The organism is Streptomyces sp. XM83C, from assembly GCF_023072675.1.
Taxonomy (GTDB): Bacteria; Actinomycetota; Actinomycetes; order Streptomycetales; family Streptomycetaceae; genus Streptomyces; species Streptomyces thermocoprophilus.
In genome coordinates this window covers 1-15,696 of sequence record NZ_JALLGL010000146.1, presented here as the reverse complement: position 1 = coordinate 15,696, position 15,696 = coordinate 1, and the positions used below count along the sequence as shown (strand labels likewise).

At 69.7% G+C, this 15,696-nt stretch carries 12 protein-coding genes, 1 rRNA gene, 1 pseudogene and 1 riboswitch; of the genes and pseudogenes, 1 reads left to right on the top strand and 13 read right to left on the bottom strand.

Translation table 11 applies throughout. From position 1 onward, the window contains the following. Positions 1–155 precede the first annotated feature (155 nt). Positions 156–1,129 (bottom strand): annotated as a pseudogene (locus tag MTQ10_RS17705) (IS30 family transposase). 147 nt (positions 1,130–1,276) lie between these two features. Continuing rightward, entirely contained in the window at positions 1,277–4,162 is a 2,886-nt protein-coding gene (gene gcvP, locus MTQ10_RS17695) for an aminomethyl-transferring glycine dehydrogenase (RefSeq protein WP_247469183.1), read from the bottom strand. Between the two features lie 173 nt (positions 4,163–4,335). Next, a riboswitch (glycine riboswitch) is annotated at positions 4,336–4,433 on the bottom strand. A 117-nt stretch (positions 4,434–4,550) separates the two neighbouring features. Here gcvP and MTQ10_RS17690 point away from each other — a divergent pair. Next, positions 4,551–4,922: a PRC-barrel domain-containing protein gene (locus MTQ10_RS17690; RefSeq protein ID WP_247469189.1), complete on the top strand. Its 372-nt coding sequence runs from the start codon at positions 4,551–4,553 to the stop codon at positions 4,920–4,922. A 198-nt stretch (positions 4,923–5,120) separates the two neighbouring features. On the opposite strand, the gene MTQ10_RS17685 is transcribed toward MTQ10_RS17690, so the two are convergent. The 11 genes from MTQ10_RS17685 to rrf form a co-directional block, all read right to left on the bottom strand. Further along, positions 5,121–6,581, bottom strand: coding sequence for a DNA polymerase IV (locus MTQ10_RS17685; RefSeq protein WP_374117626.1), 1,461 nt, complete (start codon positions 6,579–6,581; stop codon positions 5,121–5,123). A 123-nt stretch (positions 6,582–6,704) separates the two neighbouring features. Next, positions 6,705–7,388 carry a MerR family transcriptional regulator gene (locus MTQ10_RS17680; RefSeq protein ID WP_247469180.1) on the bottom strand — a complete coding sequence of 228 codons (684 nt, stop codon included), beginning with the start codon at positions 7,386–7,388 and terminating at the stop codon, positions 6,705–6,707. Positions 7,389–7,680: 292 nt separating this feature from the next. Then, positions 7,681–8,154: a bifunctional nuclease family protein gene (locus tag MTQ10_RS17675; RefSeq protein WP_110626804.1), complete on the bottom strand. Its 474-nt coding sequence runs from the start codon at positions 8,152–8,154 to the stop codon at positions 7,681–7,683. Between the two features lie 95 nt (positions 8,155–8,249). Beyond that, complete coding sequence (gene ftsR, locus MTQ10_RS17670; RefSeq protein ID WP_247469178.1) at positions 8,250–8,984, bottom strand: transcriptional regulator FtsR; 735 nt, start codon at positions 8,982–8,984, stop codon at positions 8,250–8,252. Positions 8,985–9,028: 44 nt separating this feature from the next. Continuing rightward, on the bottom strand, positions 9,029–9,985 hold the full coding sequence (locus MTQ10_RS17665; protein ID WP_282612291.1) for an FHA domain-containing protein: 957 nt from the start codon (positions 9,983–9,985) through the stop codon (positions 9,029–9,031). A gap of 11 nt (positions 9,986–9,996) precedes the next feature. Continuing rightward, the gene (locus MTQ10_RS17660) at positions 9,997–10,842 is read right to left on the bottom strand and encodes a DUF881 domain-containing protein (RefSeq protein ID WP_247469174.1); all 846 of its coding nucleotides are present in this window, start codon (positions 10,840–10,842) and stop codon (positions 9,997–9,999) included. A 5-nt stretch (positions 10,843–10,847) separates the two neighbouring features. After that, positions 10,848–11,180, bottom strand: a complete 333-nt coding sequence (locus tag MTQ10_RS17655; protein WP_003977440.1) for a small basic family protein — start codon at positions 11,178–11,180, stop codon at positions 10,848–10,850. Next, the gene (locus tag MTQ10_RS17650; protein WP_247469172.1) at positions 11,177–12,112 is read right to left on the bottom strand and encodes a DUF881 domain-containing protein; all 936 of its coding nucleotides are present in this window, start codon (positions 12,110–12,112) and stop codon (positions 11,177–11,179) included. The genes MTQ10_RS17655 and MTQ10_RS17650 overlap by 4 nt, the downstream gene beginning before the upstream one ends. Positions 12,113–12,238: 126 nt before the next feature. After that, a complete protein-coding gene (locus MTQ10_RS17645) occupies positions 12,239–14,734 on the bottom strand; it encodes a mannose-1-phosphate guanyltransferase (RefSeq protein ID WP_247469170.1) in 2,496 nt (831 codons plus the stop codon). A gap of 117 nt (positions 14,735–14,851) precedes the next feature. After that, a complete protein-coding gene (locus tag MTQ10_RS17640) occupies positions 14,852–15,460 on the bottom strand; it encodes a CDP-alcohol phosphatidyltransferase family protein (RefSeq protein ID WP_031487777.1) in 609 nt (202 codons plus the stop codon). Between the two features lie 109 nt (positions 15,461–15,569). Further along, positions 15,570–15,686: ribosomal RNA gene (rrf, locus tag MTQ10_RS17635) — 5S ribosomal RNA — on the bottom strand. Positions 15,687–15,696 lie beyond the last annotated feature (10 nt).

Genomic DNA, 15,696 nt, shown 5'->3' with positions numbered 1-15,696 from the left:
ACCGTCCAGGCCGTCGCCGCCCTGCTGTCCCACCAGCAGACTGCGGACCTGACGTCGGCGCGGCAGATGTGAACACCGAGCCCCGCCGCCATCCTCGACGCCTCACCGCCTACCGTGCACGAGCTCGCTAGGGGTCGTCGCAACACCACTTGGTTTCAGGTGGTGAGCAGATCACGTAGACGCTCGGCTGGGGTATCCCAGCCGAGCGTTTTGCGTGGGCGGCCGTTGAGTTCCTGGGCGACGTGTTCGAGGTCTTCGGGACTGTGGACGCTCAGATCGGTGCCCTTCGGGAAGTACTGGCGCAGCAGCCCGTTGGTGTTCTCGTTCGAGCCGCGTTGCCAGGGGGATGCCGGGTCGCAGAAGCAGACGGGCATGTCGGTGGCCATGGTGAACTGCTTGTGGCGTGCCATCTCGCTGCCCTGGTCCCAGGTCAGAGAGCCGCGCAGGTGGGCAGGCAGGGTCTGGATGGTGCGGACGAGCCCGTCGCGGACGGTCTCGGCGTCGTGGGCTCCGCCCGGCAGGTGGACCAGCATGGTGTATCGGGTGCTCCGCTCGACCAGGGTGGCGATCGCGGAGCGCCCGCCCGCGCCGATGATCAGGTCGCCTTCCCAGTGACCGGGCACGGCCCGGTCCTCGACGTCGGCGGGACGGTCACTGATCATCACCATCGGGTCGATGAACCGGGGAGTGCGCCGCCCGGGGTCCCGGCGGGGCTTGCGGCGGGTCCGGCCGGAGCGGATGGCTGCCTGCACTTCCCGTTTCAGACCGCCACGGGCCTGGAAATACAGCGCCTGATAGATCGTTTCCACGCTCACCCGCATGCTCTCGTCGTCGGGATGTCCCAGTCCTTGGCCGTGCGCTCGTTCACACCGACCTGCCGGGCCGCCACCCGGCGTGCGACACCGGCGGCCCGAAGCCGCTCGTACTCGTCGCGCCCGGGATGCCGGCGCGGCAGACGCACCGAACTCCGTCCGGCCTTCCGAGCCCAGCCGAAGGCAGTATTCCGGTTCACCCCCAGCTCACGCGCCACCACAATCACGTTCCCCACGACATCCAGCCGTGCAAGGAAACGCCCCCGCAAACCGGCAAGATCATCACGCTCAACGCCCACGGTCCTCGCAACTCCCATAAATCGCGGGTGTTGCGAGGACCGTTAGAACCCAAGCGGCATCGGCGGGGGCCCTTGTCGTACGACTGTCATACGGCCGCTGTCACGCGGTCGCCGTCATACGGCTGTCGTGCACAGTCGGTCGCACGACCGCTGTCGTACGGCCGCTCAGTCCTCGTACGCGTCCAGCGGCGGGCACGAGCACACCAGGTTCCGGTCACCGAAGGCCTGGTCGATACGGCGCACCGGCGGCCAGTACTTGTCGGCGGCCGACACCCCGCCCGGGAAGACGGCCTCCTCACGGCTGTAGGCGTGCTCCCACTCCCCGCTCAGCGCACGGGCGGTGTGCGGAGCGTTGCGCAGCGGGTTGTCGTCGGCCGGCCACTCGCCGGAGCCGACCTTCTCGATCTCCGCGCGGATGGCAATCATCGCCTCGCAGAAACGGTCCAGCTCGGTGAGGTCCTCGGACTCGGTCGGCTCGATCATCAGCGTGCCGGCCACCGGGAAGGACATCGTCGGCGCGTGGAAGCCGTAGTCGATCAGCCGCTTGGCGACGTCGTCCACGGTCACGCCGGTCGCCTTGGTCAGCGGGCGCAGGTCGATGATGCACTCGTGCGCGACGAGCCCGCCGGGGCCCGTGTACAGCACCGGGTAGTGGGGCTCCAGGCGCTTGGCGATGTAGTTCGCGGACAGCACAGCGACCTGCGTGGCGCGCTTGAGGCCCTCGCCGCCCATCAGCCGGACGTACGCCCAGGAGATCGGCAGAATGCCCGCGGATCCCCACGGGGCGGCCGAGACCGGGCCGACGCCGGTCTCCGGGCCGGCGGTGGGCTGGAGCGGGTGGTTCGGCAGGTACGGCGCGAGGTGCGAGCGCGCCGCGACCGGGCCGACGCCGGGGCCGCCGCCGCCGTGCGGGATGCAGAACGTCTTGTGCAGGTTCAGGTGGGAGACGTCGCCGCCGAAGTGACCCGGCTTGGCGAGGCCGACCAGGGCGTTGAGGTTGGCGCCGTCGACGTACACCTGGCCGCCGGCGTCGTGGACGCGGGCGCAGATGTCGGCGACGTGCTCCTCGAACACGCCGTGCGTGGACGGGTAGGTGATCATCAGCACGGCAAGCTCGTCGCGGTACTGCTCGATCTTGGCGCGCAGGTCCTCGACGTCGATCTCGCCGTCCTCGGCGGTCTTCACCACGACGACCTTCATACCGGCCATCACCGCGGAGGCGGCGTTGGTGCCGTGCGCGGAGGACGGGATGAGGCATACGGTGCGCTGCTCGTCGCCGTTGGCGCGGTGGTAGCCGCGCACGGCGAGCAGACCGGCCAGCTCGCCCTGGGAGCCGGCGTTCGGCTGGAGGCTGACCTTGTCGTAGCCGGTGACCTCGGCGAGGCGCTCCTCCAGCTCCTGGATGAGGGTGAGGTAGCCCTGCGCCTGCTCGGCGGGGGCGAACGGGTGCAGCTGACCGAACTCCGGCCAGGTGACCGGCTCCATCTCCGTGGTCGCGTTGAGCTTCATCGTGCAGGAGCCCAGCGGGATCATGCCGCGGTCGAGCGCGTAGTCACGGTCGGCGAGCTTGCGCAGGTAGCGCAGCATGGCCGTCTCCGAGCGGTGCTGGTGGAAGACGGGGTGGGTGAGGAAGTCGTCCCGGCGCAGCAGCGCGTCGGGCAGCGTGTCCCGGGCGGTGGCGTCCAGCGCCTCGACGTCGCCCTCGACACCGAAGGCCCGCCAGACCACGCCGAGCTGGGCGCGGCCGGTGGTCTCGTCGCAGGAGACGGAGACATGGTCGGCGTCGACGAGGTGCAGGTTGACGCCGTTCTCGCGGGCGGCGGCGACGACGTCGGCGGCCCGGCCGGGCACCCGCAGCGTCAGCGTGTCGAAGAAGGAGCCGTGCACGACCTCGACGCCGCCGGCGCGCAGCCCCTCGGCGAGGATCGCGGCGTACCGGTGGGTGCGTCGGGCGATGGCCCGCAGGCCGTCGGGCCCGTGGTAGACGGCGTACATGCCGGCCATGACGGCGAGCAGCACCTGCGCGGTGCAGATGTTGCTGGTGGCCTTCTCGCGGCGGATGTGCTGCTCACGCGTCTGCAGCGCGAGCCGGTAGGCCTTGTGCCCGTCTGCGTCGACGGACACGCCGACAAGGCGGCCGGGCAGGCTGCGCGCGAACTTGTCCTGCACGGCCATGTAGCCGGCGTGCGGCCCGCCGAAGCCCATCGGCACACCGAACCGCTGCGTGGTGCCGACGGCGATGTCGGCGCCCAGCTCCCCGGGCGAGGTCAGCAGGGTCAACGCGAGCAGGTCGGCGGCGACGGTGACGAGGGCGCCCAGCTCGTGGGCCTGGTCGATGACCGGCTTGAGGTCGCGTACGGCTCCGGAGGCGCCCGGGTACTGCAGCAGCACGCCGTTGATCTCGCGGGCGGCGATGTCGGCGGGGATGCCGTCGCTGAGGTCGGCGACGACGACCTCGACGCCGGTCGGTTCGGCGCGGGTTTGGATCACGGCGATGGTCTGCGGCAGGGCGTCCGCGTCGACGAGGAAGAGGCCCTTCTTGTTCTTGCCCATGCGCCGCGACAGCGCCATGGCCTCGGCGGCGGCGGTGCCCTCGTCGAGCAGGGAGGCGCCGGAGGTGGGCAGCCCGGTCAGGTCGGCGACCATGGTCTGGAAGTTGAGCAGGGCCTCCAGGCGGCCCTGGGAGATCTCCGGCTGGTACGGCGTGTAGGCCGTGTACCAGGCGGGGTTCTCCATGACGTTCCGCAGGATCACGGGCGGCGTGAAGGTGCCGTAGTACCCGAGTCCGATCATGGAGTCGAGGACCTGGTTGCGGTCGGCGAGCGCGCGCAGCTCGGCCAGCACCTCGGCCTCGGTGCGTGCACCGGGCAGGTCCAGGGCGTCGGCGTTCTTGATCACATCCGGCACCGCGGCGGCGGTGAGCTCGTCCAGCGAGCCGTAGCCGACCTGGGCGAGCATCTTGGCCCGCGCCTCCTGGTCGGGCCCGATGTGGCGCTGCTCGAACGGAATGCCCTGTTCGAGCTCGGACAGCGGGGTGCGGTGGGCGGTCATTGCGGAGGCCTCCTGGTCTGACGCGACCTTCGAGGGCACCACGGCGCGGGTGCCCGAACGGCCTCCCCCTCTGTCATCTCAACCTGAGAGCTTCACCGGGCCGTCTGCGTGCCCGGCTTGCACCGTCGGTGAGAGCGGAAGCCGTCGACACCCGCCCTGCTTTCCAGAGTGACCTCGTCCGTGCGGTACGTGAGCCTGAGAGATTCCGGGGAGGATTTGCTCCTTCGGCGCCTCCGGAAACCTCTCCGGAGGACTCTCCCGCACGGGGTCAGCAGCCGCTTGCCAGCCTACCAGCGAGGTCAACGCCCGGCCCTCGAGTGGCCGCCGTCCGGATTCTGCTCTTTTGTAGTGCTGACGGATGTACTGCGACACAGTGGAGGGCGGCCCCGTGCAGACCGACATCGATCCGCGCAACCTGATCGGCCGCAAGGCGTTCGACCGCAACGGCGTCAAGATCGGCACCGTCGACGAGGTGTATCTCGACGATGCGACGGGTGTGCCCGAGTGGGCCGCCATACGAACGGGCCTGTTCTCCCGCGACGCGTTCGTCCCGCTGGAGCCCAGTGAGCTGGTGGAGGGCACCCTGCAGGTGCCGTTCGACCGCGCCCTGATCAAGGACGCCCCCGATTTCGGTGTCGGCCGGCATCTCTCCCCGGAGCAGGAGTTGCAGCTCTACCACCACTACGGCCTCGACGTGGCCCCCCCGGCCCCGCTCCCGGACCACGACTTCGGCAGACTGGCCGGCACGGAGGACGCGTAGCCCCGTCCGTTGGTGGCCGACGGGCGGTGTTACGGCGGTGCCGGCGACGCCCGCGGTACGGCTGCCCGGGTTCAGTTTCCGGCGTCACAGAGCGGCGGCGGGACGAGCACGCGGCGGTACGGCTGCGCGGGTTCGGTGCCGACGCGGGCGCACCGGAGGGCACCGTCGGCGGGCCGAGGCCGCCCGGCCCGCCGAGGCTCACCCAAAGACCCCGGAGGCAGGGGTGGTCCCCCGCTCCACCGCAGTCGGTGCCGCTGCCTCCGTCTCCGCCGCCGGCCGCACCAACGGCAGCGGTTCCGCCGGCTCCAGGCCGGGGTCGTCGATCCGGAACGTCCGTACCCGACCCGGCCCGGACCACGGCGTCTCGAACCGCACCGTCACCCGGCCCAGCCCGCTGCCCTGCACCCAGCCGTGCCCGTAGTCGGCGTGCCGCACATCGTGCCCGGGATGCCAGCGCCGCTCGGCGGGTCCCCCCTCGGCCGCCGCCTCACCCTGTGTCCCGGTCCCGCCCGTGCCCCGGGTGTCACCGGAGCCTCCGATCACCCCCAGATCGCCACCGTCCGCCTCCCCCGTCTCCTGCGCCGCGTGGGCCACCTGCGCGAAGAGGTCCTCCTGGGTGTAGTCGGCCAGCCCGCTGACGCCCACCCCGAGCAGTCGCACGCCCCCTGTCGTGTCCACGCCCTCCAGCAGTCGTGCGGCGGCCTCCTGCACCACCGCCACGTCGTCCGTCGGGCCGCGCAGCGTCTCGGATCTGGTCAGGGTGGAGAAGTCGTACCGCCGTACCTTGAGGACGATCGTCCGCCCCGACAGCCCTGCGCGGCGCAGTCTTCGTACACACCGGTCGGCGAGCCGCCGCACCTCCGACCCGATCCGCAGCCGGTCGTGGATGTCGATGTCGTACGTGTCCTCCACGGAGACCGACTTCGTCTCCCGCTCGGCCACCACGGGCCGGTCGTCCCGCGCCAGCGCCATGGCGTACACCCCGTGTCCATGGGCCTTGCCGAGCAACCGGACCAGTTCGTCCTCGCCCGCCTCCACCAGTTCCTCGACCGTGGTGATGCCGGCCCGCCGCAGATGGTCGCCGGTCGCCGGGCCGATGCCGGGCAGGGTGCGTACCGGCATCGGCGCGAGCAGGGCCCTCTCGGTGCCCGGCTCGATCAGCACCAGCCCGTCCGGCTTGGCCTGCTCGGAGGCGATCTTCGCCAGCATCTTCGAGGCGGCCAGCCCCACGGAACCAGTCAGTCCGGTCACCGCGCGGATGTCGGCCCGCAACCGCTCCCCCACCCGCCGCGCCGACTCGCTGTCCCAGGCCGCTCCCCCGGCCTCCAGGTCGACGAACGCCTCGTCCAGGCTCAACGGCTCCACCAGCGGCGACAGCTCGCGCAGCAGCCCCATCACCTGCTCGCTGATCGACCGGTAGAAGGCGCCCCTCGGTGTCAGATACGCCGCGTTCGGTGCCAGCCGCCGCGCCTGCGCCGTGGGCATCGCCGAGTGCACCCCGAACACGCGGGCCTCGTAGGACGCCGTCGCCACCACGCCACGCGGCCCCAGCCCGCCCACCACGACGGCCTTCCCGCGCAGGCTCGGCTTGGACGCCTGCTCCGCCTGCGCGAAGAAGGCATCCATGTCGAGATGCAGGATCGTGGGTGCGGTTCTCACATCTCCGATGCTGCACCACACCACTGACAATGCCCCCGCAGGGCCGCTCGCCCGGCCGCCGACCGGTCCGGCACCGCGTGCGACGGGTCGTGACGGTCGGTGACCCGGCCGCTGCGAAACCGCTCAGACGGCCCGGTTCCGCCGCCGGGCAAGCTCATCGGCGGGGTTGTGGCCGACCAGGGTCTCCCCGGTGTCGACACGCTCTCCGTGCAGCTGCGACAGCGCACTCTCCACATCCCGCCAGACAACGCCGACGGCGATGCCGAAGATGCCCTGACCGCCCTGGAGCAGCGCGTGGACCTCGTCGGGCGAGGTGCACTCGTAGACCGTGGCGCCGTCGCTCATCAGTGTCATGCGTTCGAGGTCGGAGAAGCCCCGCTCGCGCAGGTGCTGGACGGCGGTGCGGATGTTCTGCAAGGACACGCCGGTGTCCAGGAACCGCTTCACGATCTTCAGGACGACGACGTCCCGGAAGCTGTACAGGCGCTGCGTCCCCGACCCGTAGGCGGGCCGCACGCTCGGCTCGACGAGCCCGGTGCGGGCCCAGTAGTCCAGCTGCCGGTAGGTGATGCCGGCGGCCGCACAGGCCGTCGGGCCCCGGTAGCCGATCTCCTCGGACGTCATGGACGTCGCCCCTCCGCTGCTCGGCACGGCCGTCGGTCGCTGCGGAGCGTGCTCACCCGCGCTGCCGGGGCGGGTGTACGCCCTGGGCGAGCGGAGCCGCGAGCTCGGGGGCGGGTACGGACCGCTCGCCCCGAGTCCGGGTCCGGGGACACCCCCGGCCAAACCGTCGCCGCTGCTTCTCACGCCGACCTCCGTCCTTGACCTGCCTTCTCGACGGTAGGCAGCCACCAGGGGTGCGTCAACGACCGCCACACTCGGCACGCCGAGTGATAATCACCCTGGGAGTGGTTTGCCGTACCCCACCGCGGGGAAAGGCTAGCCGAATGCTCTCGGAGACGGCCGTAGGACGCTCTCAGCGGCCGTCGGCACGTGCCGCATTCCGCGCCGTCGCACGGGCCCGCACCGCACCCGGGGCGGGCTCCTCGGACCGTCCGGCAGGTCCGCCGGGTCCCGTAGGCCCGGAGGCTCCCGCGGGCTACTGGTTGCTGGTGCCGAAGTCCTCGGGCGAGATCTGGTCGAGGAACTCGCGGAACTTCTCCACCTCGTCCTCCTGCTCGTCCGGGATCGCGATGCCCGCGTCGTCGAGCACCGCGTCACTGCCGTAGATCGGCGTGCCGGTGCGCAGCGCCAGCGCTATGGCATCGGACGGGCGGGCGCTCACCTCGACCCCGCTGGCGAAGACCAGCTCGGCATAGAAGACACCCTCACGCAGGTCCGTGATGCGTACCTCGGTGAGTTCCTGGCCCACGGCTTCCAGCACGTCCTTGAACAGGTCGTGGGTCAGCGGCCTGGCCGGGGCCATGCCCTGCTGGGCGAAGGCGATCGCCGTCGCCTCCCCCGGCCCGATCCAGATGGGGAGGTAGCGGTCGCCTCCCACTTCCCGCAGGAGCACGATCGGTTGGTTGGAGGGCATCTCGACCCGGACACCTACGACATCGAGCTCGTTCACACAGCAACCCTAGGCCGTGCCCGGGACGTTTGGGTAGTCGGGCCCGCAACGCGTGGCCCACGACGCATCGCGGGCGGCGCTCTCCCGGGGCCGTCTCAGGGCAGCCGCACGCCGAGAGCCGTCTGCACGAGCGCCGAGTGCAGCTTGACGGTGAGCGCCGCCAGCTCCTTGGTGCGCTCCTCCGCCAGGGTCCTGGTCTGCGGATTCCGGTGCCGCTTGAGCGGCGCCACCACCTGGTCCACCAGTCCGGCCTCACGGTCGGCGGCGGCCTTCATCACCCGCAGATGTCTCGGCTCGATCCCGAACCGGCCGAGCTGGGCGATGAGCGTGGCGACCGTGACCGCCTCCGCGTCGTAGACGCCCTCCTCCAGCGGAGCGATGAGCCCGTACGACTCCCACTCCTCGAGCTCCTGCTCGCAGATGTCCGCCGCGGCCAGGAGCTGGGCCCGCCCGATCCGTGCCGCGGTCGGCCTGTCGGACAGCTCCCCGTCGTCGCCGTCCCGCTGCCGGCCGAGCGCCGGCAGCCGCACGGGCTCGCCGCGCTCCATGGCGTCCAAATGCTCCCGGATCACCTTGAGCGGCAGATAGTGGTCGCGCTGCATCCGGAGCACCCGTGCCAAGCGCTCCACATCCTGCGGACTGAACTTGCGGTATCCCGACGGGGTCCGCTGCGGCTCGATGAGCCCCTCCGACTCCAGGAAACGGATCTTGGAGATGGTGACTTCGGGAAACTCGTCACGCAGCACGTTCAGCACCGTGCCGATGCTCATCAGCCCACTGTCCGCGGCGGCGGTGCCGCTGCCGGCACCGCCGCTCGGTGTTCGAAGCATGGACCTTCCCTGGGGGTCCCCCCGGACGGGTGTCCGGGGGAGGGTCAGTAGCCCCGCTGGCTCGCGTAGAAGACCAGCCGGTACTTGCCGATCTGCACCTCGTCACCGTTCGACAGAGCGACCTGGTCGATGCGCTCACGGTTGACGTAGGTGCCGTTGAGGCTGCCCACGTCGGCGACCGAGAACGTGCCGTCCGGGCCGCGCCGGAACTCCACGTGCCGACGCGAGACCGTGACGTCGTCCAGGAAGATGTCGCTCTGCGGGTGGCGGCCGGCCGTGGTCAGGTCGCCGTCCAGCAGGAAGCGGCTGCCCTGGTTGGGGCCTCGGCGCACGACCAGCAGCGCGGAGCCCACCGGCAGCGCGTCCACGGCGGCCTGGGCCTCCGGGGAGAGCGCCGGCATCTGCGTCTGCCCCGTGGTCTCGCCGTCGTAGGCCTCGATCCCGGAGATCGAGATCGTCGACGTCGTCTCCGATGCCCGCTCGGGGACCGCTCCCGGCCGCAGCGGCGCGCCGCAGTTGGAGCAGAAGCGGCTGTTCTCCGCGTTGCGGTTACCGCACCTCGTACACACCAGGGCCGACATAGGGGAAAACCCTCCACCCGTACTTGAGGTTGACGGTTGCCCGAAACCTATGCCGCCGGACTGGGCAGGGTCAACAGACGGCGCGCCCTGACCTCCCGGGATGTCACCCCCCGCGCCGGCCACCTGGTCCCGGAACAACGGCCGCTGGCCCTCCGCGTCGGGCTGTGCGCGGTGGACAGCGGTGGCGTTGTCGCTGCCCTCTCGCGCGCTCTTGCCGAACAACTTCGCAAACAACTTCACGGGCGATTCCCCTTGACCGAAACAGACCCGCCCGTGGGGCAGGACGAACCCTGACTGAACACACCGGTCGACCCGGACATCCTCACAACGTCCGTATCCACCAGACAGTTTCCACCACGCACCACCTCTTCGGTGCGCCGACCCCCCCGCAACCTCATGCCCTTGCCGGACAGCTCCCATGCGCCGCCGGTTCACTCGGAGGACGACCGAGCGTAGTCAGGCCGCTTCGCGGCTCGCAAGGCGTCCACGACGATCTTGTCCGATCGCTCCACGGCCACCGTGGCCTGCTCCTTCTCCAGAGTCTGCACCACGCCTCCCGGGATGTTGAGCGCCGGTTCGAGATCCTGCGGCTTGCCGATGACCTTGAAACGATAGGGCGCGGCGATCTTGTTCCCGTCGACGCTGACACTGCCGCCGGAATCCGTCAGGTACGTGCCGGCGACGACACGCACACCGTTCACCTGGATCGCCTCCGCGCCGGCGGCGCGCAGCTCCTGGATGGCATCGAGCAGCATGTCGGCCTCGACCGTCCCCTTCGTGTCCTCGATCGTCAGCGTGATACCGGGGCCCTGAGCCGCCACGGTGCCCGCCAGGATGCCGAGTTGGCGTTCTCTCTCAGCGGTCTGCTTGCGGGCCTCCTCGGCCTGGTCTGAGCTGTTCTCCAGCTCCTCACGCTGCTTCTCGAGCCCTTCCTTCTCGTCCTCAAGACGCTCTGTGCGGTCATCGAGTTCATCGAGGATACGGACAAGATCTTCCTGACGGGCCCCGCGGAGCGCGTTGTCGGTGTCGCTGTTCGACGCGACCTGCACGGCCAGACCGAAGCCGAGGCCGAACAGCAGCAGCGCCACGATGAGTTGGGCGCGGGTGACGCGCGGCGGCCACAGCCCCTTCACCAGCCGCTGCCGGCCGGTCAGCTCACGCTGCTGCTCGTCTGCGTCCGGCTCACCCGCCGGTCCGGCCGGCTCAGGAGGCGCGGGGACCTCCTCGGGCAGCTCTTTGCGCAGCGGGTTGCGGGGTGTCTCGTCCTGGTTGCTCATCGGCCTCACGCCCGGAACACGTGCCGGCGGATCGCCGCGGCGTTGGAGAAGATGCGGATGCCGAGCACGACGACGACACCGGTGGACAGCTGGGCGCCGACGCCCAACTTGTCGCCCAGGAACACGATCAGCGCGGCGACGACCACGTTCGACAGGAACGACACCACGAACACCTTGTCGTCGAAGATGCCGTCGAGCATGGCCCGCAGTCCGCCGAACACGGCGTCGAGCGCCGCGACGACGGCGATCGGCAGATACGGCTCGACGGCCGCCGGAACCTCCGGCCGGACCAACAGTCCGGCCACGACTCCCACGACGAGGCCCAGTACGGCGATCACGATGTGCCCTTCTCGGATTTCTCGGTGTTCGGCTGTGCGGTGCCCGGCTGAGCCGTGGACGGCTGTGCCGTGCGGACGGTGACACTGGGGGCCGCGGGCAGCCGGACGTCGTCCTGGACGGAGATGCTGGTCCTGATGCCGTAGTTCTCCTGCAGCGCGTGCAGGTACAGCCCGTCGGCACTGTCCTGGAAGCGGGTGCTCAGCTGCCGGCCGTCCCCCACCGCGAGCACCGTGTACGGCGGCACCAGCGGTTTGTTGTCGACCAGTATGGCGTCACCCGCGGCCCTGATCGCCGACAGCGCGGTCAGCCGCTGCCCGTTGATGGAGACGGCCTCGGCGCCGGATTCCCACAGTCCGTTGATCACGCGCTGCATGTCCCGGTCGCGTACCCGGCCCGTGTCGGAGAACCCGCTGGCCGTACGGGGGTCGCCGTCGGCACCTGTGCCGGCCTCCTCGGCGTCGTCGACGACGAGTTTCACGCCGGGCCCGTGCACCTCGGTGGCGCCGGACAGCAGTTCCACGAGTTCCGCCCGGTCGTTGCCGCCGCTGTGCTTCAGCGCCTCCCGCTGCCGTGCGCTGACGTCGTCGCGCAGCTTGTCGATGTCGTCCTCAAGCGCGTCCGCCGCGTCCGTCTCACGGTCGATGCGGTCGATGAGCTCCTCGCGCTCCTTGGCGACGACAGGTGCGGCGACCCGTGCCTGTGCCGCGCCCACGGTGACGACGAGCGCGGCGAGGACCAGGCCCGCGGCGAGCCCCAGCTTGGCGCGGAGCGTCTTGGGCAGGCCGCCCTCGCCCGCGGCCTTCTTGCGGGCGGCGGCTTCGGCGTAGCCGTCGTCGAGGCTGTGGTCCATGACGTTGGTGAGCAACGACATGGACGCGTCCGGCCGCGACGGGGGTGTGCGACTGCTCCGAACGGGGGGCTGCTGCGGCATGCCGCACATCGTCGCACGTCGCCGCCGCTACCTCCGAACGGCCCCACCGCAGTGCCGGGCAGCCCCCGCCACGGGGACTGCCCGGGCACGCGCGCGTGCGGCCTTTCGTACCGCCTGCGCGGTTGTCTACCGGCCGGCGCTGTCCACGACGGCCGACCACTCGTCGAGGAGGGCCTGAGCGGAGGTGTCGTCCGGGCCCTCCGCCCACAGGTGGGTGACGGCTTCGGCGGGGTCGGGCAGGACCATGACCCAGCGCCCGTCGGCCTCCACGACCCGCACCCCGTCGGTGGTGTCCACGAACCGGTCTCCGGCCGCTTCGACGACCCGCCGCATCACAAGGCCCTTCACCGCCCACGGGGTCGCCAGGTCCCGCTTGATGACGTGCGCCCGCGGGATGCGTGCGTCGATCTGGCTGAGGGTGAGCTGGGTGCGGGCGACGAGCCCGATCAGGCGTACGAAGGCAGCGGTGCCGTCGTAGACGCTGCTGAACTCGGGGACGATGAATCCGCCGTTGCCGTCGCCGCCGAAGATGGTCCCTTCCTGGCGTCCGACCCGGGTCAGATCGTCCGGGGACGTCGTGGTCCACTCGACCTGCGTGCCGTGGTACGCGGCGACCTGCTCGGCGATCCGGGTGGTGGTCACGGGGAGCGCCACACGGCCGCTGCGCCGCTCCGCGGCGACGAGGTCGAGCATGACGAGCAGCGCCCGGTCGTCCTCGATGATCCGGCCCTTCTCGTCGACCAGGGACAGCCGCTCGCCGACAGGGTCGAAGCGCACGCCGAAGGCGGCACCGGAGGACGCCACGATCTCCCCGAGGCGTACGAGCCCCGCACGCCGCATCTCCACGGTCTCGGTGGGCCGGGATTCGTCGAGGCCGGGGTTGATGGTCAGCGAGTCGACGCCGAGCTTGCCGAGCAGGCTGGGCAGCACGAGGCCAGCACTGCCGTTGGACGCGTCCACGACGACTTTCAGCCCGGATTCGGCGATGCCGGTGGTGTCGACGTTGCGCAGCAGCGACCCGGTGTACGAGTCGAAGACACTGGCCGGGAAGTGCAGGTCGCCGATCTCGCCGGGGAACGCGCGCCGGTACTCCTGCCGGGCGAAGACCCGGTCGAGTTTGCGCTGGCTGCCCTGTGACAGGTCGGCGCCGTTGCCGTCGAAGAACATGATGTCGACGGAGTCCGGCACGCCCGGCGTGGTGCGGATCATGATGCCGCCGGCGCTGCCTCGCGCGGTCTGCTGCCGCGCCACGGGCAGCGGTACGTTCTCCAGGTCCCGTACGTCGATCGCGCTGGCCTGCAGCGCGGAGATCACCGCCCGTTTGAGGGCGCGGGCGCCTCGGGAGTGGTCGCGCGCGGTGGTGACGGTGGAGCCCTTCTTCAGGGTGGTCGCGTAGGCGCCGGCCAGGCGGACGGCCAGCTCCGGGGTGATCTCCACGTTCAGGATGCCGGAGACGCCGCGTGCGCCGAACAGGTGGGCCTGCCCGCGGGACTCCCAGATCACCGAGGTGTTGACGAAGGCGCCGGCCTCGATCGTCTTGAACGGGTAGACCCGCACATTGCCCTGCACGATCGATTCTTCGCCGATCAGGCATTCGTCGCCGATGACGGCGCCGTCCTCGATGCGGGCGGCGCGCATGATGTCGGTGTTCTTGCCGACGACGCAGCCCCGCAGGTTGCTGTGCTGCCCGACGTACACGTTGTCGTGCACGACGGCCTTGTGGAGGAAGGCGCCCGATTTGACGACGACGTTGGAGCCGACGACGGTGTGTTCTCTGATTTCGGCGCCGGCTTCCACCTTGGCGTAGTCGCCGATGTAGAGCGGTCCGCGCAGTACGGCGTCGGGGTGGACCTCGGCGCCCTCGGCCACCCACACGCCCGGGGAGAGCTCGAAGCCGTCGATGTCGACGTCGACCTTGCCCTCCAGCACATCGGCCTGTGCCTTGACGTAGCTCTCGTGGGTACCGACGTCCTCCCAGTAGCCTTCGGCGACATAGCCGTAGATCGGCTTGCCTTCCTTCATCAGCTGCGGGAAGACGTCACCGGACCAGTCGACGGGGACGTCGGGCTCGACGTAGTCGAACACCTCGGGCTCCATCACGTAGATGCCCGTGTTCACGGTGTCCGAGAAGACCTGCCCCCAGGTCGGCTTTTCGAGGAATCGCTCGACCTTGCCTTCCTCGTCGACGATCGTGATGCCGAATTCCAGCGGGTTCGGTACACGTGTCAGGCAGACGGTGACGAGGGCGCCCTTCTCCTTGTGGAAGTTGATCAGGTCGGTGAGGTCGAAGTCGGTCAGGGCGTCACCGGAGATCACGAGGAAGGCATCGTCCTTCAATGCCTCTTCGGCGTTTTTCACGCTTCCGGCGGTACCGAGTGGCTTCTCCTCGTTGGCATAGGTGAGTTCCATGCCGAGTTCTTCACCGTCACCGAAGTAGTTCTTGACCAGTGACGCCAGGAACTGGACGGTGACGACGGTCTCGTTGAGCCCATGCCTTTTGAGCAGCCTGAGCACGTGCTCCATGATCGGCCGGTTGGCCACTGGCAGGAGCGGCTTGGGCATGCTTGAGGTCATCGGGCGAAGGCGCGTGCCTTCGCCACCGGCCATCACGACGGCCTTCATGTCGGAAGCGTCCTCCTCGAAGAGACGACGGTGTGGCCGACTTCACCCGTCAAGATTGTCCCGCACTTCTTCGTAACGGGCCATCGGGAGCCATCGCTTGCCGCCCATGGCGTGAGTTCAGTCGGCCATGGCGTCCGCCCGAACCAGACGGCGGACTTGCACCACGTAAAGGACTCCTGCCCACCAGTACAGCGTTGTACCCCATCCGGCGAACGCCCATCCGAAAATAGCAGCGAGTGACGGGATCCATCCACTTCCGTCACTGAGCAGCAGAAGAGGGAACGCGTACATCAGGTTGAAGGTGGCGGCCTTACCGAGGAAGTTGACCTGGGGCGGCGGATAGCCGTGCCGCCTGAGGATTCCCACCATCACCAGGAGAACCAACTCACGCGCAAGCAGTACAGCGGTCAACCAGATAGGCAGAATCTCCCGCCAGGTGAGTCCGACCAGCGTCGAAAGGATGTAGAGCCGGTCAGCAGCGGGATCGAGCAGCCGGCCGAGGCTGCTGATCTGGTTCCAGCGGCGGGCGAGCTTGCCGTCGAGATAGTCGCTGACACCGCTGAGTGCCAGCACGAGCAGCGCCCAGCCGTCGCTCTTCGGCCCCCCGAACTCCGGCCTGAGGATCAGCCAGAGGAAGAGGGGTACGCCGACGAGGCGCGCCATGCTGAGAATGTTGGGGATGGTGAGGACCCGGTCAGTCTGGACGCGGGTCTCCTGGACCTCCACCCGGGGGCCTCCAGTAGAAAACGAGCCAACGATGCTCCCTGACCCTACCTCAACGCAAAAAAGCTCTGGCCCTCGGGCTGTGTGCCCAAGAGCCAGAGCTCTAAAAGGAGTTCGGCGGCGTCCTACTCTCCCACAGGGTCCCCCCTGCAGTACCATCGGCGCTGTAAGGCTTAGCTTCCGGGTTCGGAATGTAACCGGGCGTTTCCCTCACGCTATGACCACCGAAACACTATGAA